The sequence below is a fragment of the Limisphaera sp. 4302-co genome, from assembly GCF_049537155.1.
GTDB lineage: Bacteria > Verrucomicrobiota > Verrucomicrobiia > Limisphaerales > Limisphaeraceae > Limisphaera.
Window position 1 is genome coordinate 127,608 of the sequence record NZ_JBMVQZ010000008.1, and the last position, 23,157, is coordinate 150,764.

At 66.8% G+C, this 23,157-nt stretch carries 19 protein-coding genes; 10 read left to right on the forward strand and 9 right to left on the reverse strand.

The features are described 5' to 3' along the window. Positions 1–87: 87 nt before the first annotated feature. Positions 88–975, reverse strand: coding sequence for a F0F1 ATP synthase subunit A (locus tag ACPDIX_RS09655; RefSeq protein WP_423431579.1), 888 nt, complete (start codon positions 973–975; stop codon positions 88–90). Between the two features lie 269 nt (positions 976–1,244). Between ACPDIX_RS09655 and aroC the strand changes: the two genes are divergently transcribed. The 3 genes from aroC (at position 1,245) to ACPDIX_RS09670 (ending at position 6,218) form a co-directional block, all read left to right on the forward strand. Then, positions 1,245–2,324 carry a chorismate synthase gene (gene aroC, locus ACPDIX_RS09660; protein WP_423431580.1) on the forward strand — a complete coding sequence of 360 codons (1,080 nt, stop codon included), beginning with the start codon at positions 1,245–1,247 and terminating at the stop codon, positions 2,322–2,324. Positions 2,325–2,658: 334 nt separating this feature from the next. Then, on the forward strand, positions 2,659–3,951 hold the full coding sequence (gene eno / locus ACPDIX_RS09665; RefSeq protein WP_423431581.1) for a phosphopyruvate hydratase: 1,293 nt from the start codon (positions 2,659–2,661) through the stop codon (positions 3,949–3,951). A gap of 635 nt (positions 3,952–4,586) precedes the next feature. Then, complete coding sequence (locus ACPDIX_RS09670) at positions 4,587–6,218, forward strand: ArnT family glycosyltransferase (RefSeq protein ID WP_423431582.1); 1,632 nt, start codon at positions 4,587–4,589, stop codon at positions 6,216–6,218. On the opposite strand, the gene ACPDIX_RS09675 is transcribed toward ACPDIX_RS09670, so the two are convergent. Continuing rightward, positions 6,193–6,924, reverse strand: a complete 732-nt coding sequence (locus ACPDIX_RS09675) for a ThuA domain-containing protein (protein ID WP_423431583.1) — start codon at positions 6,922–6,924, stop codon at positions 6,193–6,195. The two genes, ACPDIX_RS09670 and ACPDIX_RS09675, sit on opposite strands and share 26 nt — an antisense overlap. A gap of 925 nt (positions 6,925–7,849) precedes the next feature. Here ACPDIX_RS09675 and ACPDIX_RS09680 point away from each other — a divergent pair. After that, positions 7,850–9,883 (forward strand): ATP-dependent helicase, encoded by a 2,034-nt coding sequence (locus tag ACPDIX_RS09680; RefSeq protein ID WP_423431584.1) that lies wholly within the window; start codon positions 7,850–7,852, stop codon positions 9,881–9,883. 30 nt (positions 9,884–9,913) lie between these two features. On the opposite strand, the gene mog is transcribed toward ACPDIX_RS09680, so the two are convergent. The 5 genes from mog to ACPDIX_RS09705 form a co-directional block, all read right to left on the reverse strand. Then, entirely contained in the window at positions 9,914–10,471 is a 558-nt protein-coding gene (gene mog / locus ACPDIX_RS09685) for a molybdopterin adenylyltransferase (RefSeq protein ID WP_423431585.1), read from the reverse strand. Then, positions 10,468–10,953 (reverse strand): cyclic pyranopterin monophosphate synthase MoaC, encoded by a 486-nt coding sequence (gene moaC, locus ACPDIX_RS09690; protein WP_423431586.1) that lies wholly within the window; start codon positions 10,951–10,953, stop codon positions 10,468–10,470. The genes mog and moaC overlap by 4 nt, the downstream gene beginning before the upstream one ends. After that, the gene (locus ACPDIX_RS09695; RefSeq protein WP_423431587.1) at positions 10,950–12,209 is read right to left on the reverse strand and encodes a molybdopterin molybdotransferase MoeA; all 1,260 of its coding nucleotides are present in this window, start codon (positions 12,207–12,209) and stop codon (positions 10,950–10,952) included. The genes moaC and ACPDIX_RS09695 overlap by 4 nt, the downstream gene beginning before the upstream one ends. Positions 12,210–12,411: 202 nt before the next feature. Further along, positions 12,412–12,882: a DUF1844 domain-containing protein gene (locus tag ACPDIX_RS09700; RefSeq protein ID WP_423431588.1), complete on the reverse strand. Its 471-nt coding sequence runs from the start codon at positions 12,880–12,882 to the stop codon at positions 12,412–12,414. Continuing rightward, on the reverse strand, positions 12,879–13,565 hold the full coding sequence (locus ACPDIX_RS09705) for an LON peptidase substrate-binding domain-containing protein (RefSeq protein ID WP_423431589.1): 687 nt from the start codon (positions 13,563–13,565) through the stop codon (positions 12,879–12,881). The genes ACPDIX_RS09700 and ACPDIX_RS09705 overlap by 4 nt, the downstream gene beginning before the upstream one ends. Before the next feature lie 103 nt (positions 13,566–13,668). Here ACPDIX_RS09705 and ACPDIX_RS09710 point away from each other — a divergent pair, with 103 nt between their 5' ends. The 6 genes from ACPDIX_RS09710 to ACPDIX_RS09735 all read left to right on the forward strand — a co-directional run bounded on the left by ACPDIX_RS09710 (position 13,669) and on the right by ACPDIX_RS09735 (position 20,786). Continuing rightward, positions 13,669–14,430, forward strand: coding sequence for a 7-carboxy-7-deazaguanine synthase (locus tag ACPDIX_RS09710; RefSeq protein WP_423431590.1), 762 nt, complete (start codon positions 13,669–13,671; stop codon positions 14,428–14,430). Between the two features lie 76 nt (positions 14,431–14,506). After that, positions 14,507–15,868, forward strand: a complete 1,362-nt coding sequence (locus ACPDIX_RS09715) for an aspartate aminotransferase family protein (protein ID WP_423431591.1) — start codon at positions 14,507–14,509, stop codon at positions 15,866–15,868. Next, on the forward strand, positions 15,865–16,683 hold the full coding sequence (rsmA, locus tag ACPDIX_RS09720; RefSeq protein ID WP_423431592.1) for a 16S rRNA (adenine(1518)-N(6)/adenine(1519)-N(6))-dimethyltransferase RsmA: 819 nt from the start codon (positions 15,865–15,867) through the stop codon (positions 16,681–16,683). The genes ACPDIX_RS09715 and rsmA overlap by 4 nt, the downstream gene beginning before the upstream one ends. Then, complete coding sequence (locus ACPDIX_RS09725; RefSeq protein WP_423431593.1) at positions 16,680–17,222, forward strand: NUDIX hydrolase; 543 nt, start codon at positions 16,680–16,682, stop codon at positions 17,220–17,222. Before rsmA ends, ACPDIX_RS09725 begins: the two co-directional genes overlap by 4 nt. A gap of 118 nt (positions 17,223–17,340) precedes the next feature. Continuing rightward, the gene (locus ACPDIX_RS09730; protein WP_423431594.1) at positions 17,341–18,600 is read left to right on the forward strand and encodes a NupC/NupG family nucleoside CNT transporter; all 1,260 of its coding nucleotides are present in this window, start codon (positions 17,341–17,343) and stop codon (positions 18,598–18,600) included. 497 nt (positions 18,601–19,097) lie between these two features. Continuing rightward, positions 19,098–20,786, forward strand: a complete 1,689-nt coding sequence (locus ACPDIX_RS09735) for a sodium:solute symporter (RefSeq protein ID WP_423431595.1) — start codon at positions 19,098–19,100, stop codon at positions 20,784–20,786. 159 nt (positions 20,787–20,945) lie between these two features. On the opposite strand, the gene hisC is transcribed toward ACPDIX_RS09735, so the two are convergent. Both hisC and ACPDIX_RS09745 read right to left on the reverse strand, forming a co-directional pair. Continuing rightward, on the reverse strand, positions 20,946–22,046 hold the full coding sequence (gene hisC, locus ACPDIX_RS09740) for a histidinol-phosphate transaminase (protein WP_423431596.1): 1,101 nt from the start codon (positions 22,044–22,046) through the stop codon (positions 20,946–20,948). After that, the gene (locus tag ACPDIX_RS09745) at positions 22,043–23,104 is read right to left on the reverse strand and encodes a phosphate acyltransferase (protein WP_423431597.1); all 1,062 of its coding nucleotides are present in this window, start codon (positions 23,102–23,104) and stop codon (positions 22,043–22,045) included. The genes hisC and ACPDIX_RS09745 overlap by 4 nt, the downstream gene beginning before the upstream one ends. Positions 23,105–23,157 lie beyond the last annotated feature (53 nt).

Consider the following 23,157-nt stretch of genomic DNA (forward strand, 5'->3'; position numbering starts at 1 on the left):
AACGTTTTCAGGTTTCCAGGTTTTCGGTTTCTCAGGGTTTCCGCGGTCGTCCGCGCGTGGCACGGTCCCGACCGCCGAAATTCTGTACTAATGGCCCGCCGCGGAGCCGTGTTCCTCCTCCTCCACGTGCGAGCACAAGGTGCCGATGAACGCGATGGACAGGAGAGTGAACACCAGCGCCTGCACCACCGCAACCAACAGTTCCAGGAAATAAAACGGCAATGCACCGATCCCCAGCGGCGAGTGGGTGAGCATGATCGTCAGCACGCTTTCCCCACCGTAGATGTTTCCATAGAGACGCATGGCCAGTGCCACCGGCCGGATGCAGATGGAAATGACCTCGATCAGGCCGATGAACAGAAAGATCAGCGAGAGTGGGATGACGATCCATCCGCGCATGCCGCCCTTGACGCCGAAGATGTGTTTGATGAGTCCCACGGGGCCGTTGTAACGGATGGCCCACCAGGTGCTCATGATGAAGAAAACGGCGGCCATGGCCACGGTCATGTTGGCGTCGGCCGTGGGCGGCCGCAGGAGCGGCTTCTCCACATGGTCCACGCCGAAGGGGCCGGGCCCGGGGTGTCCCCAGCCGATGCTGCCCACGCCGGGCAGCAGGCCCATGAGATTCGAGATGACGATGAACAGGAAGAAGGTTGCCACCAGCGGAAAGCTCCATCGGGCCACCTTGGGCTCCAGCAGGCCCTTGGTGAGTTCTTCGAGGCTTTCCACGGCGGTTTCGATGAGGTTCTGCACGCCGGTGGGGACCTCCTGCATCCGGCGCGTGCCAAGCCGGACCACCAGGAAGATCACCAGGGCGATCAACCAGGTGTACACCATGGAATTGGTCACGGGCAGCGGCCCCACGTAAAACAACACCGGCGCATCCGGCGTGACGGGTGGCCCCGCCTCGGTTCCATGGCCGTGCCCGGCCGACCCGGCGGCCCATGCCGCCATCGGCCAGAGCAGGACACCCATGACCCACCAGAATGTTCGCAACGACCGCATCATCGAATCGTCGAGTCCCGGCGTGTAGACCGAGAGAAATGATCCCTCGCCCCGGCGGAAAGGGTTGGGTTTCCGCCTTGGCGGCGAAGCGGCAGCGAAGCTGGACGATGCGGCGCGATTTCTCAAGTCTTTTTCGAGGTGATTCACCAATTTTTTTCATGGTGGCCGCCGCGGGCCCCAAAGCCGGGGGCCGGTGCATGATTTGACCCGGTTGGTGGGTTGGCTCATGCTGGGGCGGCATGGGCAACACGTTTGGCCATCTTTTCCGAGTGACCACGTGGGGGGAATCGCACGGGGGCGGAGTGGGTGCGGTGGTGGACGGATGTCCGCCGCGGCTGCCCCTCACCGAGGCGGATATTCAGCCGGAGCTGGACCGGCGCCGGCCCGGACAGTCGGCCATCGTGACCCCCCGGAAGGAGTCGGACCGCGTGGAGATTCTCAGCGGCACGTTCGAGGGAATGACCCTGGGCACGCCGATCTGTCTGTGGGTGAGGAACGAGGATGCGCGGCCGGAGGCGTACGCCGAGATGGCCCGAAAATTCAGGCCGTCGCATGCGGACTACACCTATCAGGCCAAGTACGGCATCCGCAACTGGCAGGGCGGAGGCCGGAGCAGTGCCCGTGAGACCGTGGGGCGCGTGGCGGCCGGCGCCATTGCGCGCAAATGGCTGCGATTGACTTACGGAGTGGAGATTGTGGCCTGGGTGGCGCAGGTGCATGAAATCGTGGGCCGGGTGGACCCGGACCACGTCACGCGCGAGGCGGTGGACGCCACCCCGGTCCGGTGTCCCGATCCCGAGGCGGCGCCGAGGATGATCGAACTGATCGAGAAGGTGCGCTCGGAAGGGGACACCGTGGGTGGGATCGTCGAGTGTTACGTGCGTGGGGTGCCGCCGGGGTGGGGCGAACCGGTGTTCGACCGGCTGGAGGCTGATCTGGCCAAGGCGATGCTGAGTCTGCCGGCTTCGAAAGGGTTCGAGATCGGGTCCGGCTTTGCCTGCGTGCAGATGACCGGCCGGCAACACAACGATCCGTTCCGGGTCCGGGACGGCCGGGTGTTCACGCCCACCAATCATTCAGGGGGTGTGCAGGGCGGGATCTCCAACGGCATGCCCATCCGGTTTCGCGTGGCCTTCAAACCCGTGGCCACCATCATGCACGAGCAGGACACGGTGGACGTGGAAGGGCGGGAAACGACTCTCAAAGGCCGGGGCCGACACGACCCGTGTGTGCTGCCGCGGGCCGTTCCAATTGTCGAGGCCATGACCGCGTTGGTCCTGGCCGATCACGCGCTGCGCCACCGTGCGCAGTGCGGGTGAGCCGGCCCGGCCCGGCTGCCGGGATGGGTTTGGCTGACCGGGTGAATTCCCGGGAACGAACCAAGCCCGAAGGTCCCCATGCCCGTCATCCCCTGCACCCGGCGGGGTTGCCGGCGCGCGAGCCCAGTGCCGGAGCCTCGCCCGGCCGGGAGGGGATCCTTCCGTCGCAGGCCGGGAACGAACGCGGGGTTTGCCGGTACGTGCACGGATGGCCTGTCGTCGGCAACTCCGTGGGGCAGGTGAATCTCGAGAGGGCAGGCGTCCTTGACCGGACCGGGTGCGTGCCTATCATGCGTTGAGTTTTGCGATCGCTTGCGAAAACCAAAGGACGATTATGACCAACATTGAGAGTATCCAGGCTCGGGAGATTCTGGATTCCCGCGGGAATCCGACGGTGGAGGTGGATGTCACGCTCGTTTGCGGCGCGGCCGGGCGGGCGGCCGTGCCCTCGGGCGCCAGCACGGGTGAAAACGAGGCGCTCGAACTGCGCGACGGCGACAAGAAACGCTACCTGGGGCGGGGCGTCCTGAAGGCGGTCGAGAACGTGAACAAAAAGATCGCGCCTGCTTTGGAGGGCGTCGATGCCCTGGATCAACTGACCGTGGACCGCATCATGCTGGAGCTGGACGGGACGGAGACCAAGTCCAAGCTCGGTGCCAATGCAATTCTGGCGGTGTCGCTTGCCACGGCCAAGGCCGCGGCGGCCGCGGTTGGCCAGCCGTTGTTCCGGTATCTGGGCGGTCCCAACGCGAAGGTGCTGCCCGTGCCCATGGCCAATGTGATCAATGGCGGTGCGCACTCCGACGCGCCCATCGATTTCCAGGAGTTCATGATCATGCCGTTGGGGCGGCCCACCTTCCGTGAGGGACTGCGCGCCATCACCGAGACTTTTCACGCGCTGAAGGGCGTGCTCAAGCAGCGTGGTCTCAGCACCGCGGTGGGCGACGAAGGCGGTTTCGCGCCGCGATTGGAGAGCGTGGAGGATGCCCTGGAGGCGATGCTCCAAGCCATCAAGGCGGCCGGTTACAAGGCGGGCAAGGACATCTACCTGGCCCTGGACGTTGCGGCCTCGGAATTCTACGACGGCAAGGGTAAGTACACCTTCAAGAAGAGCACGAAAGAGACGGTCACCGGAGATGACCTCGTCAGCCTGTACGAGAAGCTGGTGGCCAGGTACCCGATCGTGAGCATCGAGGACGGTTGTGCCGAGAACGACTGGGAGACTTGGAAGAAGCTGACCCAGCGTTTGGGCGACCGCGTGCAGTTGGTGGGCGACGACCTGTTTGTCACCAACGTGAAGTTCCTGCGCAAGGGGATCGAGAACGGCGTGGCCAACTCGGTGTTGGTCAAGGTCAACCAGATCGGGTCGCTCACCGAGACGCTTGACTGTGTGGAACTGGCCAAGACGCACGCCTACACCGCCGTGCTCAGCCACCGTTCGGGCGAGACCGAGGACGCCACCATTGCCGACATCGCCGTGGCGACCAACTGCGGGCAGATCAAGACCGGATCGCTGAGCCGGTCGGACCGGCTCGCCAAGTACAATCAACTTCTGCGCATCGAAGAAATCCTGGGCCGGAACGCGGTGTACGCCGGCACCAGCGCCCTGCCGCGCGGGGCACGCTGACCCGGCTCGGCGCGGACCGTCCGGTTGGCTTCAAGGCCGTCCCGCAGTGGGGCCAAAACGGCAGCCACTGCTGCGGACGGCCTGCTTTTTCTCCTGTCCGTGCGCCGGAATCTCCTCCCCGACACGCGGGACGCGGGCGGCCGGAGGCGGCGCCCGGGCGGCGCCTGATCTGAACCGCGCACCAATGCCGGAAGGGTGGGCCGATGCAGGTCCAGCCGCACGTTGGTGTCCGATGTCCGATGGCGCGCCTCCTGTGGAATGAGGTGGAGCGGCCCGGCTCGGGACGCCCGTGCCGCGGTGGCCCGCAAATAGGGGGAGGCGCCCGCGGGCCTTTCCATGCGCTGACAGAAGGGGCCCGCGGTTGGCGGCCAGATGCGTGACCGGGGCACGGCAGGACTGCGGCGTCCGGTTGTTTTGGGACCAAGCCAGACGTTGGGGCCTCTGCGCAGATGCCGACACACGGGCGAGGGACCAAAGGCTGCGTACGCAGCCGGCAGCAGATGGCAACCTGGCCCGGCGGGTGCAGCGGAGCCGGGTCAGAAGGGAAGGATTCGGTGGTTCGGCGGTGCGAACTGGAGATCTTGACGGGGCATTTTTTTGAGCAGAATGGGCAGGCAACAACTCCAATCTTAAGCATGAGACAGGTTTACACGGGGGAATTCCGGCCGCTTTGGCCGCTGCTTTTTGCTGTGGTTTTCACGCTTGGCTCGGCGCTGTGGCGGGTGTGCACGTGGCCGCTGCTTCCGGTGGACGAAACCCGGTATCTCTCGGTGGTGTGGGAGATGTGGTTGCGCCATGACTGGTTGGTGCCCCATCTGAACGGCTCGGTTTACGTGGACAAGCCACCGGTGCTGTTCTGGCTGATCCTCGCCGGGTGGAAGGTGTTTGGCGTAGTGGAATGGTGGCCGCGACTCATTCCGGCGCTGGCGGCGGTGGGTGCCCTGGCTCTGACCGCGCGCCTGGCCCGGGTATTGTGGCCGGCGGATCCGCGGGCGGGCGCCGCGGTCTGGATTCTGACGACCATGGTGTGGTGGTTCTTGTGGACCGGCCTGGTGATGTTCGATCTGCTTCTGACGGTCGCGGTTTTGCTGGGTTGGAACGCCCTGGTGGATCCGCCTTGCGGCCGGGGCCGTTGGCTGTGGTTCGCCCTGGCTGTCGGGGCCGGCGTTCTCATCAAGGGACCGGTGGTGTTGTTGTTTCTTCTGCCTCCGGCGTTGTTGGCGCCCTGGTGGCGTGGAGAGTCGGTCAGCGGCGCCTGGTACGGGCGGCTGGCACTCGCCACTGTCGGGGGATTGGCTTTGGTGCTTTTGTGGTTCATTCCGGCGGTGTGGCAGGCCGGATGGGATTACGGGCGGGGCATCGGCTTCCAACAAACCGCCTCGCGCGTGGTGAACAGCCATGCGCATCGCCGGCCTTTTTGGTGGTACCTGCCGCTGGTGCCGGCGGTGACCCTACCGTGGAGCATCTGGGCGTGGTCACATTCGCGCGCGGGTACGGACCGGCCGGCCGGGCTCAATCGGGGCGACAGGTTCCTGGCTGCCGCGGTCGGGCCGGCGTTTGCGACGTTGTGCCTGATCAGTGGCAAACAAGTTCACTATCTCCTGCCTCTGTTTCCTGCGCTGGCCTTGTGGTTGGCGCGTCGGAGCTGGTTGGCGCCCACGGCCTCGCGCCGTGGGTACGCCGCCTGGCTGGCTTTGGGCGCGCTGCCAATGGTGGCATGGGCCGGGGTGCGCTGGGTTCCGGTCCTGGCCCGGTTACGCTCCTGGAGCGACGGCGTGGCGGTGGTCTGGCTTCTGTTGCCGGTGCTGGTCCCGGCCTGGTTGTGGATGATCCGCAACCGTTGGCGGACCCTGCCCGGTGTCGTGCCGTCGGCTTGGGTCGCTGGCTCCACGCTGTTCTCACTCGTGGCGGCTGCTACGCCCGCGCTGCAAAGTCATTATGAGTTGGGCGCGCTGGCCCGGCAGGTGCACGAACTGGAAAAGGCACATCTTCCGGTTGCCTGGGTGGGACGATACGAGGGACAACTGAATTTTCTGGGGCGCCTCAGGCATCCCGTGGAGGAGATTTCACCCGGGGAGGCGCAAGGCTGGGCGCAGGCGCGTGACTCCGGCTGGTTGCTTGAACCAGTGAAGCACGGCAAGGCGCGGCCGGCCGTGGAGGGCGTGAGGTGGTATGCAGTTGGCGATGGAGGGATTGCGTTGTGGCCTGCCCGCCTGTGGCTTGCGCACCATGTCGCGGCCGTCACGGGCGGTAAAGGATCGCATTGAGGATGAGCCGCGTGTAGGCGGGTTGCTGAAAATCCCGGATGCTGTGGCCGGGTTGGAAGTAGACGATCCATCCCTGGCCGGCCCGGCGGATCCAACCTGCCCGGTCCTGCATCCACACCCGTCCGGTTTCCGGGTCCTGATACCGCAGCCCCAGAAGCAGCGTGCGCGAGCCGGCGAACGTGTGGTTCAGGTAGGCTTCGCTTCCCTCGAGGACCATGCCGGGCAGGTTCTCCTCGGATCCGGCATTTTCGCGCCGGTAGGGTACGCGGGTGGGCCACTGCACCTTGTTCGTGGTGATGAAATGGTCCGGCGCGAGGTTGACGATCTGGATCGTGGCCGGCTCGATCCATTTGTAGCCGCCCTGGTTGACGTCTCCTTGCGGAAGTTCGATCCCCAGGAAGGGGAACCAGTCCGGGTTCTTTCGTTTGGCCGAGCTGATCGAATGGTGCAGGACCACCAGCCGGCCACCGGCCCGGGTGTAGCGGATGAACGCCTGCTCGGCGTTGGTGTCGAGACCGCGGTGAATGTAGACAACCACGGCCCGGTGGCTGGAGAGGTCGGCAGGAAGCCGGTTTTGGGGGACGAGCCGGGCCTCGAGGTTTTCAAGCGTCCGACACTGATCGGCCAGGTACTCCATGGCAAGGAACTCGTCGGCCACGATCAACACCCGGTCGGCGGCCACTGCGACCTCGATCCATGCGATCATTCCCAGGCATGCCAGGAGCCGGCCCATGTGGGAAGAATGCCGGAACTTTTCTGTCCGGCAAGTGCAGGATTCCGGGCCCACGGGCGTGAGGCATCAGATTCCCGACACCGGTCTCAAAAGAGTTGGCGGGTTGCAGCCCGGGGTCGGGATGTTCGCGGTAACTGGCGGGAAACGGAATCGGGCCGGCCGAGATGAAAGGCTATGCGGGCGGGAAGGCATTCCCGCGAACCGGACGCGGCCGGGCAGGTTGCGCGGGTTTCCGGAGACATGAGGGTCATGTCGGTGGCGAACGATCCGCGGGCTTTTGCGCGGAGACTTCGTGTGAGCCGGCACGGGCGGGGAAGCGAGGGCAACGATGACCCTGTCCGCGTAGGGTGGTCCGATCAGCCGGGTGCGGCAGGAGGCCGGCTGTTTCGCACATCATCGTGCGGCCGACTGTGAAAAGCAGGTGTGCGCATGCGAGCCGGGCAGCCGTGTGGACGGGCGCCCGGGAAACGGTGGAGCGGGGCGACGCTGCGGGCCGGAGCGCTTGATGTACGCAAGCGGCTGAAGAGACGCCCAAAGGGTGGCACACTAGGGAATTCCGGCTCTTGCCAATCGGAGCGGTACATGCGGTTGTCGGTCCGTCCTTGGGAAAAGGTCGGCTGTCACCTGATCCGGGTCCGATGTAGCCAAGAGAGAAAGACCGAGCCTCGCGGCGACAAGGCGCGGGGCTGGTTGAAACTGCCTGTGCCGTCCCTCCCGGCGGAGTTCGCGTGCAATTGTCCGGCAGGGGTCACAGCCGGGTTGTGATCGTGCGAGCATGCACTTGTCTCGGTCAAAGTTTGGAGTTCTTGCCGCGATCCGGTCTGCCCGATGGGATCCGGGCTTGAACGGCGGGGACTGCGGCCTACACTGCGCGGCTCTCATGGTGGATTTGAGCAGTTTGAATCCTCAGCAGCGGGAGGCGGTGGAGACCACGGAGGGGCCCGTCCTGGTCCTGGCGGGGGCCGGGACCGGCAAGACGCGGGTGATCACGTATCGCATCGCGCATCTGATGGGCCGGGGTGTGCCGGGGGATCGAATCCTGGCGGTGACCTTCACGAACAAGGCGGCGCGTGAGATGCTCGAGCGCGTGCAGGACCTGCTGGGGCGGCGCCGCGCCGGCGGGCGTGAAACGCCCCGGCCGCTGATCTGCACGTTTCACAGTTTCGGCGTGCGGTTGCTCCGGCGCCACATCGAGCGGCTGGGTTACAAGCGGAATTTCGTCATCTACTCCGAATCGGACCAGCTGTCGCTGGTGCGGCGCATTCTGACCCGGTTTGCCGGCGGGGCGCCGAAGGTGGATCCGATGAGCGTGCTGGCATGGTTGAGCCGGTGGCGCAACGGGGACGCGGGCGTGCCGGGCCGGCTGGACGAAGGGAGCCGTGTGCTGGCCGAGCGTGTGCGATCGGCCTATGAACAGGGTTTGAAGGCGTGCAACGCGGTGGATTTTGACGATCTGCTGTTGTTGCCGTTGCGGCTGTTCCGGGAGCATCCGGAGGTGCTGGGGGAGTGCCAGCAGCAGTACCGGTACGTGCTGGTGGACGAGTACCAGGACACGAACGCGGTGCAACTGGATTTGTTGCGGCTGTTGGTGGCGCGGCACCGGAACCTCTGCGTGGTGGGGGACGATGACCAGAGCATCTACACTTGGCGCGGTGCGGATCTGGGCAACGTCCTGAACCTGGAGCAGTGGTTTCCAGAGCTGAAGGTCATCCGCCTGGAGCAGAACTATCGCTCGACGAACATCATCCTGCAGGCGGCCAACGCGTTGATCCGCCAGAACGCGCGGCGGCGGCCCAAGCAGTTGTGGTCGCGCAAAGGTCAGGGCAGCCGGATTGTGCTGCGGGTGTATGCCGATGAGACGGAGGAGGCCGAGGGCGTGGTGGAGGCGATCGAGCGGAGGCGGTTGTTGGGTCGGGTGCCGTGGTCGGCGCAGGCGGTGTTGTTTCGGACCAATGGTCAGGCGCGGCCGTTGGAGACGGCGTTGCGGCGGGCGGGTGTGCGGTATCGGCTGGTGGGCGGGCAGAGTTTTTTCGATCGCCGGGAGATCCGGGACGCGGTGGCGTGGTTGAAGGCGTTGGTCAATCCGCACGACGACGTCAGTCTGCTGCGGATTGCGAACGTGCCGCCGCGCGGGTTGGGGGAGGAAACGATGGAGCGGGTGGTGGCGCTGAGCGTGCGGCGGCAGGTGTCGGTGTACAACGCGCTTCGTGAGGCGATGGCCGACTCCGGGTTTCCCTCGCGGACGCGGCAGGCGATGCGGGGGTTGGTGGAGGAGATCGAGTCGGTGCGCCAGGGGTGGGGCACCCCGGCAGAGGGCACGGTCGCGGCGGGAGAGGTGGATGCCTGGACGGGGTTTTTCGAGCGGATGGGGTATTTCGATTGGTTGCGTCGGTCGGAGAAGGATGCCGAGGCGGGGGAGAACCGCGTGCGGAATGTCCGCGATTTTCTGGCGGACCTTGCCGGTCGGGGCGGGGCCGAAGGGACGAAAGAACGCCCGCCGCTGGAACGGTTGCAGGCGGCGCTGGAGGAGGTGACGCTGGACGCGGAGAGGTTCGAGGAGGACCCGCAACCGGCCGGGGACGCCGTGACGCTGATCACGATGCACAGTTGCAAGGGACTGGAGTTTCCGCATGTGTACATCGTGGGTCTGGAGGAGGGTTTGCTGCCGCACGGACGGTCGGTGTCGGAAGGCGCGCTCGAAGAGGAGCGGCGCCTGTTTTACGTGGCCATCACGCGGGCGATGGAGACGTTGGAGCTGAGTCATTGCCGGGCGCGTCGCAAGTACGGGGAGATGATCCCCTGTCATCCGTCGCGGTTTTTGAAGGAGCTGCCGGAGGAACTGCTGGAGAAGGTGGAGGGCGGGGAGGCGGGGTCGGTGTCCGGCAGGTCGGCGTGCGACTGGTTTGCGCGGATGCGGGAGGCGGTGGGTTGACAGAGGAGGCTGGACGGAAGGCGCAAGGATTCAGCGCGGCGGGCCGGCCGCGTGGGGATCCAGGCCGCGGAGGTGGGCGAGGGCCTCGAGGATGGCGGGTCGGAGGATTTCGAGGCATTCGGTCACGGCGGAGGGTTTGCCCGGGAGGTTGACGATGAGGCAACGGCCACGGGTTCCGGCGGTGGCCCGGGAGAGTATGGCGGTGGGGACGCGGGCGAAGCTGTGCATGCGCATGGCCTCGCCGAAGCCGGGCAGTTCTTTTTCCAGCACGGCCCGGGTGGCCTCGGGTGTGACGTCGCGCGGGGTGATGCCGGTTCCGCCGGTGGTGCAGATGAGGTCGCAACCCTCGAGGTCGGCCCATGCGACGAGCTGCTGGCGGATGCGATCGGGGTCGTCCGGGACGACGGCGGCGAGGAACGAGCAGGGCAAACCGAGCGAGCGGCTCACGATCCGTTCGATTTCCGGGCCGCTGCGGTCCTCGTACAGGCCGGCGCTGGCGCGGTCGCTGACGGTCAGCCTGCCCACGCGGGTGGGTCGGGACAGAAGGAGGTCGCGTGGGTCGGGCCGTTGGGAGTGTGGAAGGTTCATGCCTTGGTTTTTTCGAGGAGCCGGATTTGTTCGATGCGCATGGTTTTGTCCACGGCCTTGCACATGTCATAAAGGGTGAGGGCGGCCAGGCTCACGCCCGTGAGAGCCTCCATTTCCACGCCGGTGGGTCCGGTGGTTTCGGCGGTGCAAGTGATTTCGATGCGGTCGCGCCGGACGCGGAAATCCACCGCCACGTGTGTGAGGGCCAGGGGATGACAGAGAGGGATGAGCTCCGCGGTGCGTTTGGCGGCCTGGATGCCGGCGATTTGTGCGACGGTGAGGACGTCGCCCTTGGGCAGGGCTTTGCGGCGGAGCGCGCGTATGGTGGCCGGCTGGCAGATCAACGCGCCGGCCGCCACGGCGCGGCGGCGTTGCGGGGGTTTGTCGGACACGTTGACCATGCGCGCCGCGCCGGATTCGTCCACATGGGAGAGTCGGGGTGCGGCGTCGCTTCGTTTGGTTTTTGGGGAACGGGACTTCATGGTTCCAGATGGAGCGGCAGGAAGGAGACCGGCGAGCCGGCGGCGGATGCGGCGGGTCGGGCGGGCAGTCTGAGGAGGGCGTTGGCGGTGGCCAGCGGGGTGAGATCGCCGGAGCTTTGCCAGCGGAGGGGCTGCACTTCCGCGCGGCCTTCGGCGTCGAATGTCCAGCGGGCGGGCCAAAAAGTCGGGTAACGGCCGGGTTCGGTGTGAAGCCCGTGTGCCAGGCGACCTGTGAACCAGGCGGGCGTGCTGTGCGGGGCGCCGTCCCAGGCGCGCAGGGCGGAGTTGACGTACAGGTGCAGGCAGACGAAATGGGCGAGCGGGTTTCCGGGCAGGCCAAAGGCGAGCGAAGATCCGCGCCTGGCCACGATGAGGGGGCGGCCGGGTCGGGCGCGGACCCTGCTGATGACGATTTCATATCCGCACTCTTCGAGGATCCGGCGGGTGAAATCGTGCGGGCCCACACTGGCACCGCCGGAGACCAGGAGCAGATCGACGGCGACGGTTCCTGTGCCGAGGGGCTGGAGTAACTCGCGCATGGCAGTCTCGTCCTCGGGGAGCCGCCACTGGGCGGGTGGAATCCCACGGGCTTCGAGGAAGGTGCGGACGAGCAGGGAGTTGGAATCCCGAATCTGGCCGGGGCCGGGCGACTGTTCCGGCGGCACCAGCTCGTTGCCGGTGACGAGGTGCCAGACGACCGGCCGCCGGGTCACGCGGGGGCGGGCATGGCCCAGGCTGGCCAGCAGGGCGAGGGTGCCCGGCTGCAGAAGGGTTCCCTCGGGGACCAGCACGTCCCCGGCCCGTGCGTCGTCCCCACGGTGCCGGATGTGGTCGTCCCGGGGCCGCTCCAGGAGTTCGATGGTGTCGCCCTCTTCGCGCACAAGTTCGCGGGGGACGACCTGTAGTCCGGTGTCGGGCAGGGCTGCGCCGGTGGCGATGGCCACGGCCTGGCCGGGTTGGAGGGGGCGCGGCCGCCAATCGCCGGCCCGGAGGCGGTCCACCACGGTGAACCGTGTGGCCGGGTCGTTGTGCCGGATGGCGTAGCCGTCCATTGCCGACCGGTCGAATGGTGGCAGGTCTTCGGTTGCGCGCACGGTTTCGCGGAGCCGCCGGCCGAGGGCTTGGGACAGGGGGACGTGTTCGGCGTCCAAGGGCGGGCAGAGCGCGGCGATCTGCCGGCAGGCAGCCTCGGCCTCCCACTCCGATGTGGTTGGGGCATCTTTCTGCATGATGTTCGAGAAGAGGTCGTGCGCCATTGGGCCTGCGGTTGCGGTGTGTCTCCGAACCGCGCGGCGTTGTGACGGTAAGGTTGTGCCGGCCGGGGGGCAAGCGAAGAGGCCGCCCGGGCCCGGCCTCGTGGGTGTGTGACGGCAGCCCGGAAGCGGCGCGAGGTCACCGAAGCGGGTCGGAGCGTGTGAGGGTGGGAAGGTATGCGGGTCCGGCCCGGGGTGGGGCGGGTCAGACGTCGTACTTTTTGAAGAAACGCCGGCGGGACTCGCTTTCGGCCTGTTGGGCGGTATCGGGCTGTGACGTTGCCCGGGCGGCTTCGGAGGGGGAGGGTGTGCCTGGCGGCGGGGATCCGGTTTCGCCCGGGGCGGAAGGGGCCGGGCGGGCCTGTGCGTCGCGGGCGGTTTCCACGGCCTCGACGAAGGCGAGCCGGAGGTTCATGAGGGTGTCGCGCAGCAGCCGGCTTTCTTCCGGGGTGAGGTTGCCCCGGGTTTTGAGTTCGAGGACCGACAACTGGTCGATGAAGATGCGGGCGGCGTCGAGGTCGCGGGTGGTTTCGCCCGTGGCGGGGTTCGGGATGCGGCCCAACATCACGTTTGCCAGGTCGGCCAGCTGCAGGATGAGACGAGCGAACAGGACGGATTGTTCGCCGGAGGTGAACTCCCCGGCCGCCTGATGGGCGGTGCGGTTTTCCTGCGTCATATGCAGCCTCCCAACGGATCGCCATGCCGGGCCAGCTCCTCTTGCAGGTAAGCGATCAGGCGCTCGAGCCGATCGGCGGTGCCGACGCACTCGAGCAATTGCTGGCGCATTTCGGCCGGGCCGACGAGCATGGCGCTGACGAGGTCTGCCACAATGTCCGGATCTTTCAAGTCCAGTGTGTCGCGGAGAATGGCGGCCATGGCGTCGGGGCAGGGGACCCATGCGGGGGCATCGTCGGTCTGGGCCAGTGTGGCGGGTGGTGGAAAGGGGAGTCCGAGTTCGAGGTGGCGTTCGACGAGTTGGCGGAGTTGTTGGAGGAGGAGGCGGGATTCTTCGGGCGAGGCGGTTTGGCTGGGCAGGGGTACGATGCGCTGGAGGCGGTAGGGTTTGTAACGGAGCGTGTCGCCGAGGGCAACGCGCGCGAGTCCCTGAAGGACCAGGTGGGCGGTGCCGTCGCGGTGTTGGACGGCCATGCGGACCAGTCCGAGCCCTGCGATGTTGTGGGGGACCTCGCGTGCGCAGGTGGGCTTTTGCATGGCCACCACGAGCAACCGGTGGGACTCCAGTACGTCCACGAGCATCTGACGGTAGCGCGGTTCGAAGACGTAAACGGGCAGCAGCGACTGGGGGAACAGGGTCGCCGCGGGCAGGGTCATTACCGGTGCTTCGCAGGGCACGATCACCGGGTCAATTTAGAGGGGGATCCGCCTGGTGCAAGGGGTCGGGGGGCCGCGGCGGACGGTTCGCCATTGTCAACCGGTCGGCGTTGCGAAAGAGTGACGGGCGATGTCGGAAGACAGCCTGGTGGTGAACGAGATTTTTTTCAGCTTGCAGGGCGAGAGCAGCTGGTCGGGTCTGCCGTGCGTGTTTGTGCGTCTGACCGGCTGTCCGTTGCGTTGTTCCTATTGCGACACGGCCTATGCCTTCCGGGAAGGGCGTCGGATGAGTCGCGCAGCGATCCTGGAGGAGGTCACGCGGAGGGCCCGGCCGTTCCGGCAGGCGGACCTGCGGGTGCCGGGTCGGGATGGCGAAGCCGTCCGGCTGCCGCTGGTGGAGGTGACCGGCGGTGAACCGCTGGCGCAACCCGGGGTGTTGCCGCTGCTGCGGGTGTTGTGCGATGCCGGGTACACGGTCCTGCTGGAGACCAGCGGCGCGCTGGACATCCGGCCCGTGGACCCGCGGGTGCACCGGATCATGGATCTCAAATGCCCCAGCAGCGGCGAGGTGGATCGGAACCGGTGGGAGAACCTGGAGGTGCTCCGGCCCACGGACGAGCTGAAGTTCGTCATCGGCACCGTGGAGGATTATGAGTGGGCGCGCGACCAGATCCTGGGCCGACAATTGCACCGGCTCTGTCCGATCCTGATCTCCTGGGCGCACCCCCTCACGCCTGCCCAGCAGGATCCGGTGCTGAAACCTGTCCCGGCCGGTCAACGCCGGTTGAGCCCGCGTGAACTGGCGGAACGGGTACTGGCGGATGCCCTGCCGGTGCGGTTTCAGACCCAACTGCACAAATGGATCTGGCCGCCCGACCAACGCGGAGTTTGACGGGGGTAGGGCGGGTCGGACGGCGGGACAGGATGGCGGCGGAGGTCAGGCGGGCGGCGATCCGCGTTCGAGAGGCATGGGTAGGCAGACAGGCAAGATATCGGGCAACCGTGCCCGGTTGGAGACCTTGAGGCGTCACGAGGCGCCGAACGTGACCTTTGTGGATCCGGACGGGCGGTGGCCCGTGGTCTGGGCACGGGCGCGTGGCCCGTGGGTGTGGGATGTGGAGGGCCGGCGGTATCTGGATCTGACGGCGGCGTTTGGCGTGGCGATGGCGGGGCATGGGAACCCGGGCTTGGTCCGGGCCCTGCGGGGTCAAATCCGGGAGTTGATCCACGGCATGGGGGACGTGCATCCGCACGTGCGAAAGATCGAGTTGTTGCGGGAGCTGAGCCGGATCACGTTCGAGCGCTGGACCCGGGGGCGCCGCGCCGGAATGGAAGGGCGGGCCATTCTGGCCTGCACGGGGTTCGAGGCCGTGGAAGTGGCGCTGAAAACGGCCTGCCGTGCCACAGGGCGGCCGTGGGTGGCGGCTTTCGAGGGCGGGTACCACGGGCTCGGGTACGGGGCGCTGAACGTGACGCATCGGGATTTGTTCCGGCAACCGTTCGAATCGCAGTTGAGGCGGTTCGGGCGTTTTGTGCCGTTTCCGGCGCGGGAGGCCGACGTGCCGCTGGTGGAAGCGTGCCTGGAACGTCTGCATCGCCGGCACGGGCTCGGTGCGGTGCTGGTGGAACCGGTGCAGGGGCGTGGCGGCATCCGCGTTCCGCCCGGATCGTTCCTGCCGCGCTTGCGGGCGTGGTGCGATGCCCGCGGAGTGTTGTTGGTGCTCGACGAGATCTTCACCGGGTTCGGCCGGACCGGTGCGTGGTTTGCCTGCGAACACGCCGGTGTGGTGCCGGACGTGATCTGCCTGGGCAAGGCCCTCACGGGCGGTTTTCCGCTTTCGGCGTGCGTGGGGAGGTCGGATCTGATGGAGGCGGCGTGGCCGCCCTCGCAAGGGGAGGCCCTTCATACGAGCACGTTCCAGGGGAACCCGCTCGGGTGCTGCATGGCCCTGGCGCAGATCCGGACCCTGGAGGAGCGCGGTCTGGCGGAGCGGGCGGCGCGACTGGGTGGATGGTTGATGGATCGCCTGCGCTTGCTGGAGCCGGCGCGCGGCTTGGAGTACGAGGTGCGCGGACTCGGTCTGATGGTGGGCCTGGAGGTGCGGCGCAGCGACGGGCGGCCGGCCACGCCGGTGGTGTGGGAAGCTCTGAAGCGGATGCGGGAGCGCGGCTTTTTGTTGCTACCGGAGGGTGCCGAAGCCAACGTGGTGGCCTTTACGCCGCCGCTGACGATCAGCCGGACGGCTCTGGACCGCGCGGTGGCCGCTCTTGGCGACGCCCTCGCCGGGGCGGCCCGTCAGTTGGCGCGGCAGGGAGGGAAGGAGGCATGAGATTGTCCGAGATGCGCACCCTGCTGGAGTCGGAGGGCATCCGGCTGAGCCGCCGGCTGGGCCAGCATTTCATGCATGATGCCCATCAACTGGACCGGATGGTGACCGCGGCCGGATTGCGCGAGGGTACGCCGGTGCTGGAGATCGGGCCCGGTCTGGGTCCGTTGACGGAACGGTTGTTGGCCGCCGGTGCGCGGGTGCGGGCGATCGAGAAGGACGCCCGGCTGGCGCGGCTGTTGGGGGAGCGGCTGGGGCATCACGCGCGCCTTGAGGTTTGGGTTCGGGATGCGCTGGAATACCTGCAGGAGGAAAAGCCGGACCTGGACGCATGGTGCGTGGTGTCGAATCTGCCCTACTCGGTGGCCTCGCCCTTATTGGTGGAGCTGGCGTCACTGGAACGTCCTCCGGTCCGGCTGGTGGTGACGGTGCAGGCGGAGGTGGCGGACCGGATCGCCGCGCGGGCGGGTGATCCGGCCTACGGGCTTTTGACGTTGCTGGTGCAACGGACGTATCAGCCGGGGACGCGGTTCCGGATCCCTGCCACGTGTTTTTATCCGGTGCCCAGGGTGGACTCGACGTGCATGGTGCTGGAACGGTGTCCGAAGGTGCCGCCGGAGTTGCGGGAGGTGTTTGACCGGTTGGTGCGGCGGGCGTTTTCTCAGAGGCGGAAGCAGATGTTCAAGCTGCTCCGGGCGGAATGGCCCGAGTCGAAGCTGGCGGAAGCATTCGATCGGCTCGGACTGTCGCGGGCGGTCCGGGGCGAGGCGGTGTCGCTGGAGCAGTACGTGGAGCTGGCCCGCGCCTTGCAGACATGAACACGACCGAATGGTTCGACGTGGTGAACGAACGGGACGAGGTGATCGGCCGGGCGCCGCGGGGTGAGGTGCACGGTCGCCGGCTGCGCCACCGGGCGGTGCACGTGTTGGTGTTCAATGCCCGGGGCCAGCTCTTCCTGCAGAAGCGCTCCCAGCAAAAGGATCGCGAGCCCGGTGTGTGGGATTCTTCCGCCTCGGGTCACGTGGATGCCGGCGAGGATTACGACGCCGCGGCGGTCCGGGAATTGCAGGAGGAACTGGGCGTGCGGGCTCATGCGCCTCCGGAGCGCTGGTTCAAGCTGGAGGCCTGTCCGGAGACGGACCAGGAATTTGTGTGGGTTTACCGGTTGCGGCACGAGGGCCCTTTCGTCTGGCCGCCGGAGGAGATTGAGGACGGTGCGTGGTTCGATCCGGCGGTCGTATCCCGTTGGGTGCGTCAACAACCCGGCGTTTTCGCGCAGGCCTTCCGGCATTTGTGGGCGGAGGTGGAAAGGCGCGGGCTGGCCAGCCGGGCTGCCACTCCACAGGCTCTTCGGTGAGATCCCGTGCCCGCGAGGGGTCGAAAGGGCGCGACCGTGCCGAACCTCCGGTCCTTCAGCGGGGTGGCAAACAGGGTCGGCTCGACCCGCGGGAGCGCTGCCGGGTAAGGTGACGCCCATGGAAGGTCGGCTGGTGAGCCTGCTGGGGCTGGGGACGATGGTTACCCTGGCCTGGGTGTGCTCGGCGGACCGCCGCCGGTTTCCGTGGCGAACGGTCGGTTGGGGCCTGGTTCTTCAGTTCGTGTTGGCCCTGCTGTTGCTCAAGACCACCGGCGGCCAGGCGGTGTTTGCCGCGGCCGGCCGCGCCGTTCGGGCGTTGACGGCCTGCGCGGACGAGGGTAGCCGGTTTGTATTCGGTCCCCTGGCCGACACCTCCCTGATGAACGAGGTCTTCCGCGGAGGTGGTCTGGTGTTCGCGATTCTGGTGACCGGCACGATCATCCTGGTCTCGAGTCTTTCGGCGCTGTTGTATCACTGGGGCGTGTTGCAGCGGGTGGTGCGCGCGATGGCGTGGGTGATGCGGCGGCTGATGGGGACGAGTGGCGCCGAAACCCTCTCGGCCGCGGCCAATGTCTTCATGGGTCAGACCGAGGCCCCTTTGCTGGTGCGGCCTTACATCCCCTTCATGACGCGAAGTGAACTGCTCTGTTTGATGACCGGCGGCATGGCCACCATTGCGGGCGGCGTGGCGGCGGTGTACGCCCGGATGGGGGCGGAAGCCGGGCACCCGGAGATGGCGGGTCACCTGCTGACGGCCTCGGTGATGAACGCGCCGGCCGCGTTGCTGATGGCCAAGATCCTGGTCCCTGAGACCGAGACGAGCCGGACGGCCGGTGGCCGGTTGGAGGATCCTCCCCGGACGACGGTGAACAGTTTGGACGCCCTGTGCCATGGGGCGGGTGAGGGACTTCGCCTTTCGCTGAACGTGCTGGCCATGCTGATTGCCTTTGTGGCGCTGGTGGCGTTGGTCAACGGGCTGCTGGCGGCGCCGCAGAGGTGGTTTGGTGTGGGCGAGCCGGTCCGATTGGAGGATCTGCTCGGCTGGTTGAACGCACCGTTTGCATGGTTGCTGGGGGTTCCGTGGGCGGACTGCCTCGCCGTGGGCCGGATCCTGGGCGAACGGATCGTGCTGAACGAGTTCATCGGGTACGCCACCCTCACGCATCCGGACACGGTGGTGAGCGAGCGTGGGTTCATCCTGGCCACGTACGCGTTGTGCGGTTTTGCCAATTTCACCAGCATAGCGATTCAGGTGGGGGGAATCGGTTCATTGGCGCCGGAGCGCCGCGGGGAGATGGCGCGGCTGGGCGTGCGCGCCATGTTGGGCGGGGTGCTGGCAACCTATGCCACTGCGTGCATGGTTGGGATTCTCCTGTAGGACCGGGCCGGCGGACGTTGGCGGGACCGGACCATGATGACGCCGTGGCGGGGAGGTTGGGCTGCTGGTGGGCGTGGGCCGGCGGCGGGCCGGCGGTGTCGGGTGGCCGTGATGCTGGGGGGTGTTTGGACCGGACCGGCGCGACGGATCTGCCCGCCCGGGCGGGCTTTCGGCTTCCAAGGAAGGGTGTGCGGCCGCGCCGGTGAGGGTTCCCCCGTTTTCGGGTGGGGTGGGATTGCGTTTTGGCGGGCTGCGAGGTTGCGCATTCGGGATTGACACCCCGGGTCGGTGCGGGTTGAACTGGGCGGCGATTACTGTGGAAAGCTTAGAAATGGCATTCCAAGTGGTCGCGGGACTGCCCGGGCACGGATTGGACAGGTCCGGCCTTCGGCCGTTGGGGTCCCGGGATGCCGGCTTTCCTGTGGCGGTTGGCCCGAACGAGGCGGGTCGATCGCGTGGGTCTGGTTCCGGATGAGCCTCGCGGAGGAGAACCTGCCATGCACTGGATCGACTGGGTCGTCATTTTCCTGTACTTCGTGCTGATTGCCTGGATCGCGTGGTGGTACGGGCGGCACCAGCGGGACACGACGGACTACTTTCTGGCGGGTCGCAACGCCGGGTGGGTGGTGATCGGTGCCTCGATTTTCACATCCAACATCGGGTCGGAACACATCGTGGGCCTGGCCGGGCAGGGGGCCTCCACCGGCATGGCGATGGCTCACTGGGAGTTGCACGCGTGGTGTTTGATCGTGTTGGCGGGGTTGTTCGTGCCCTTCTATTACAAGTCCCGGGTGGCGACGATTCCGGAGTTCTTGGAAAAACGGTTCAGCTCGCGGACGCGCTGGGTGCTTTCGTGTGTCTCCCTGGTGGCCTACGTGTTCACGAAGGTGAGCGTGACGGTGTACGCGGGTGCGGTGGTGTTTCAGGCGTTGTTGCCGGACACGTTCGGCAGCCCGCAGAACGCGTTCTGGGTGGGGGCGTTCAGCACGGTGGTGATCACCGGCATCTACACGGTGTTCGGCGGGATGCGCGCCATCATGAACACGGCCACCCCGCAGGCGGTGATCATTCTGTTTGGTTCGTTTGTCATCACGGCCATCGGGTTGAGCAAGCTGGGGGGCTGGGGCGAGCTGGTGGCCACGTGCAAGACGAATGCGGACCAGTTTGCGCTCTGGCGGCCCTTGAGTGATCCGGATTTCCCGTGGCTGGGGGTGCTCATCGCCTCGCCCATCATCGGTCTGTGGTACTGGTGCACGGACCAGTACATCGTGCAGCGCGTGTTGTCGGCGCGTGACCTGACCACGGCCCGGCGGGGCGCGTTGTTCGGCGGCGTGCTGAAGCTGTGGCCGGTCTTGATCTTCCTGATCCCCGGCATGATCGGTTGGGCGCTGCATCAGAAGGGGATCATCCAGTTGCCGCCCAGGATCGTGAACGGCGAGGTGGTGGCGCCGATTGACGGCGACCAGGTGTTTCCGTCGTTGGTGCGCATGTTGTTGCCGCCGGGCATCCGGGGCCTGATTGTGGCGTGTCTGTTGGCGGCGTTGATGAGTTCGCTCGCCTCGCTGTTCAACTCCAGCGCCTCGCTCTTCACGGTGGACATTTATGAGAAGATCCGGCCCGGTCAGTCGGAGCAACACCTGTTGATGGTGGGCCGGATTGCCACCGCCACGGTGGTGGTGTTGGGCATCATATGGATTCCCGTCATGGCCAAAGTTTCGGGAGGCGGCCTGTACCAGTACCTGCAAAGTGTCCAGGGTTATCTGGCGCCTCCGATCACCGCGGTGTTTTTCCTCGGATTGTTCTGGAAGCGGTTGAACAGTGCGGGGGCCACCTGGGCCCTGGGCACGGGGTTTGTTCTGGGCATGCTGAAGCTCACCATCCAGGTGTTCTTCGGCAAGGAGAAACAGTTTCAGGAACCGGCCTGGCTGGCGGCCATCGGAGATTTCAACTTCCTGTACGCGACCGGCGTGTTGTTTGCCATCAGTGCGCTTGTGATGATCGTGGCGTCGCTGTTGACCGCGCCGCCGCCCGAGGAAAAGGTGCGCGGCCTGACGTACGGTTCCATCCATCAGGAGGCCGCCGAGGAGATCCGCAAGAGTTGGGACGCCGGTAACATCTTCATGGCATTGTTCATTCTGGCCGGCGTGCTGGGGATGTACCTGTACTTCAGTTTCTGGCTGAGCTGAGCCGGGGTCGGGTGCGCCAGACCCGGGACCCGTCCGCCACCTTCGGATGGAGCAGTGCGGGGCTTTCTTCGGCCCGGACGGGCGGTGCGTGGAACCCGGTGGTCATGGGGGGGACGGCATCGGTCACAGCCGCCCGCAGGTTGGAACTCACCGGTTCGGTCAGCGGTTCAGTGCCTGCGCGAGTGCCCGCAGACAACGGTCGTTTTCCTCGGGCCGGCCGACCGATATACGGATCCACTCGGGGAGCTCGTATGCGCCCATGGGTCGGACGATGACGCCCTGCCGGAGCATGTTTTCGAAGACCGCCTGGGCGTCGCCCACCCGGACCAGGAGGAAGTTGGCTGCGGAAGGGACGTAGTCCAACCCCAGTGCTGTGCAACCCTCGGCCAGTTGGCGGAGGCCGGCCCGGTTGAGGGCGCGGGTCCGTTCGACGTGCGCCTCGTCGTCGAGGGCCGCCAGGGCCGCGGCCTGTGCAGCGCGGTTCACGTTGAAGGGCTCGCGGACCTTTTCGAGGGCGGCCACCAGGTCCGGGTGCCCGATCCCGTAGCCGATGCGCAGGCCGGCCAGGCCGTAGATTTTGGAGAATGTCCGGACAAGCAGGAGGTTGGGACGGCCGGACCGGATCTCGGGAAGGAAATCCGCGGGCTGGTCGAGATACTCGATGTAGGCCTCGTCCAGGACGATGAGCACGTCCGGGGGAACGCCCGCCACGAACTGCCGCAGTTCATCCGGTGTGGCGCACGTGCCGGTGGGATTGTTCGGATTGGCGATGAACACGACCCGCGTTTGCGGGGTGAGGGCGGCGCGCATGGCCGGCAGGTCATGGGCGTGGTTGCGATCGGGCACCGTGATGAGGCGGGCGCCGAACAACTGGGTCACCAGCGGATAAACGGCGAAGCAGTAGCGGGAGACCACCACATCCACCCCGGGCCGCAGCCAGGCGTGTCCGACCAGTTCGAGCACCTCGTTGGAGCCGTTGCCCAGGACGATGTGTTCGGTGCTGACGCCGAGTTTGGCTGCCAGGCGCTGTCGGAGGGCAAAGGCGTGGCCGTCCGGGTAGAGGTGCACCGATTCGACCGCCGCGCGAAGGGCCTCCAGCGCGCGCGGGGACGGACCCAGTGGATTCTCGTTGGAGGCGAGCTTGACGATGGCGGTCGGGGCCAGGCCGTAAAGCCGCGCAATTTCCTCGATGGGACGGCCGGGCTGATAGACCGGCAGTCGATCCAACTGGGGGTTGAGAAATCGAAGCAGGGGATTCATGGACGGGCCTCCCCGGGGATGTTCTGGCCGGCGCCGGGATACAGGAGCGGGAAATGGATGGCTTGCACACCCGTGATGGCTGCCGCGCCGAGGATGTCCCAGGCAGAGGAGCCGCGGGGGACGTTCGCGGCCGGCCGGTCCAGCCCCAGCAGGACCGGACCGTAGACCTCGGCCCGGGCCACGTGATACAGAAGGCGCGCTGCGATCTGGGCCGAGTTGAGTTCCGGAAAGATCAGTACGTTGGCGGGGGCGGGAAGGGCCAGGTCGGGGCACTTGCGGCGGCCCGCTTCGGGATCGAGCGCCACGTCAATCTGGACCTCGCCTTCGAAAATGGCCTCGAGGTTTTGCTCGCGGGCCTTCTGTCGGGCGAGGGCGGTGGCCGCGCGTACCCGGCCGGCCGACTCGTGCTCGGCGCTTCCCTTGGTGGAGAAGGAGAGGAGGGCGACGCGGGGTTTCACCCCGAGAAGGTGCCGGGCCAGGCGCGCGGTCGAGACGGCAATCTCCGCCAACTCTTCCACGGTGGGGACGGGGATGGCCGCACAGTCGGCCAGGAAAAGCACGCCCGCCTCGCCGAATCGGGAGTCGGCGAGTTCGACCACCGTACAGCCGGCCATGGTGCGGGTGTGGGGTGCCGGTCCGACGATCTGGAGCAGGGGCCGCATGACGCCGGCCATGGTGTGGGTGGCGCCGCTGACCATGCCATCGGCCTGGTGCAGGGCGAGCATCATGCTGGCAAAGAAATTGGGCTGGAGCAGCGTTTCGCGCGCGTCGGTTTCGGGCAGGCCCCGGGCCCGGCGCAGCCGCGTGTACCGTGTGACGAACCCTTCCAGTTCTTCGCTGCGGGCCGGGTCGAGCACGCGAATGCCATCCAGGGAAAGGGCGTGCTCGCGGGCCACGGCATGGACCCGGTCACGCGATCCCAGCACGATGGGCGCGCCCAACCGGAGGGCATAAAACTGCCGTGCAGCCTGCAGGACGGCCGGTTCGGTGCCTTCCGGGAAGACGATCCGCTTGGGATGGCGCTGCAGCTTTTCGATCAGCCCCGCGATGAAACGCATGAGGGCTCAACTAGCGCAGCAGGGGGCAAAAGGCAATCGGCAAAACGCGTGAA

What these genes read in the sequence shown, in the direction of transcription:
- ACPDIX_RS09655 (WP_423431579.1), bottom strand. Translation starts at nt 975, where the DNA reads ATGGGTGTCCTGCTCTGGCCGATGGCGGCATGGGCCGCCGGGTCGGCC.
- aroC (WP_423431580.1), top strand. Translation starts at nt 1,245, where the DNA reads ATGGGCAACACGTTTGGCCATCTTTTCCGAGTGACCACGTGGGGGGAA.
- eno (WP_423431581.1), top strand. Translation starts at nt 2,659, where the DNA reads ATGACCAACATTGAGAGTATCCAGGCTCGGGAGATTCTGGATTCCCGC.
- ACPDIX_RS09670 (WP_423431582.1), top strand. Translation starts at nt 4,587, where the DNA reads ATGAGACAGGTTTACACGGGGGAATTCCGGCCGCTTTGGCCGCTGCTT.
- ACPDIX_RS09675 (WP_423431583.1), bottom strand. Translation starts at nt 6,924, where the DNA reads ATGATCGCATGGATCGAGGTCGCAGTGGCCGCCGACCGGGTGTTGATC.
- mog (WP_423431585.1), bottom strand. Translation starts at nt 10,471, where the DNA reads ATGAACCTTCCACACTCCCAACGGCCCGACCCACGCGACCTCCTTCTG.
- moaC (WP_423431586.1), bottom strand. Translation starts at nt 10,953, where the DNA reads ATGAAGTCCCGTTCCCCAAAAACCAAACGAAGCGACGCCGCACCCCGA.
- ACPDIX_RS09695 (WP_423431587.1), bottom strand. Translation starts at nt 12,209, where the DNA reads ATGGCGCACGACCTCTTCTCGAACATCATGCAGAAAGATGCCCCAACC.
- ACPDIX_RS09700 (WP_423431588.1), bottom strand. Translation starts at nt 12,882, where the DNA reads ATGACGCAGGAAAACCGCACCGCCCATCAGGCGGCCGGGGAGTTCACC.
- ACPDIX_RS09710 (WP_423431590.1), top strand. Translation starts at nt 13,669, where the DNA reads ATGTCGGAAGACAGCCTGGTGGTGAACGAGATTTTTTTCAGCTTGCAG.
- ACPDIX_RS09715 (WP_423431591.1), top strand. Translation starts at nt 14,507, where the DNA reads ATGGGTAGGCAGACAGGCAAGATATCGGGCAACCGTGCCCGGTTGGAG.
- rsmA (WP_423431592.1), top strand. Translation starts at nt 15,865, where the DNA reads ATGAGATTGTCCGAGATGCGCACCCTGCTGGAGTCGGAGGGCATCCGG.
- ACPDIX_RS09725 (WP_423431593.1), top strand. Translation starts at nt 16,680, where the DNA reads ATGAACACGACCGAATGGTTCGACGTGGTGAACGAACGGGACGAGGTG.
- ACPDIX_RS09730 (WP_423431594.1), top strand. Translation starts at nt 17,341, where the DNA reads ATGGAAGGTCGGCTGGTGAGCCTGCTGGGGCTGGGGACGATGGTTACC.
- ACPDIX_RS09735 (WP_423431595.1), top strand. Translation starts at nt 19,098, where the DNA reads ATGCACTGGATCGACTGGGTCGTCATTTTCCTGTACTTCGTGCTGATT.
- hisC (WP_423431596.1), bottom strand. Translation starts at nt 22,046, where the DNA reads ATGAATCCCCTGCTTCGATTTCTCAACCCCCAGTTGGATCGACTGCCG.
- ACPDIX_RS09745 (WP_423431597.1), bottom strand. Translation starts at nt 23,104, where the DNA reads ATGCGTTTCATCGCGGGGCTGATCGAAAAGCTGCAGCGCCATCCCAAG.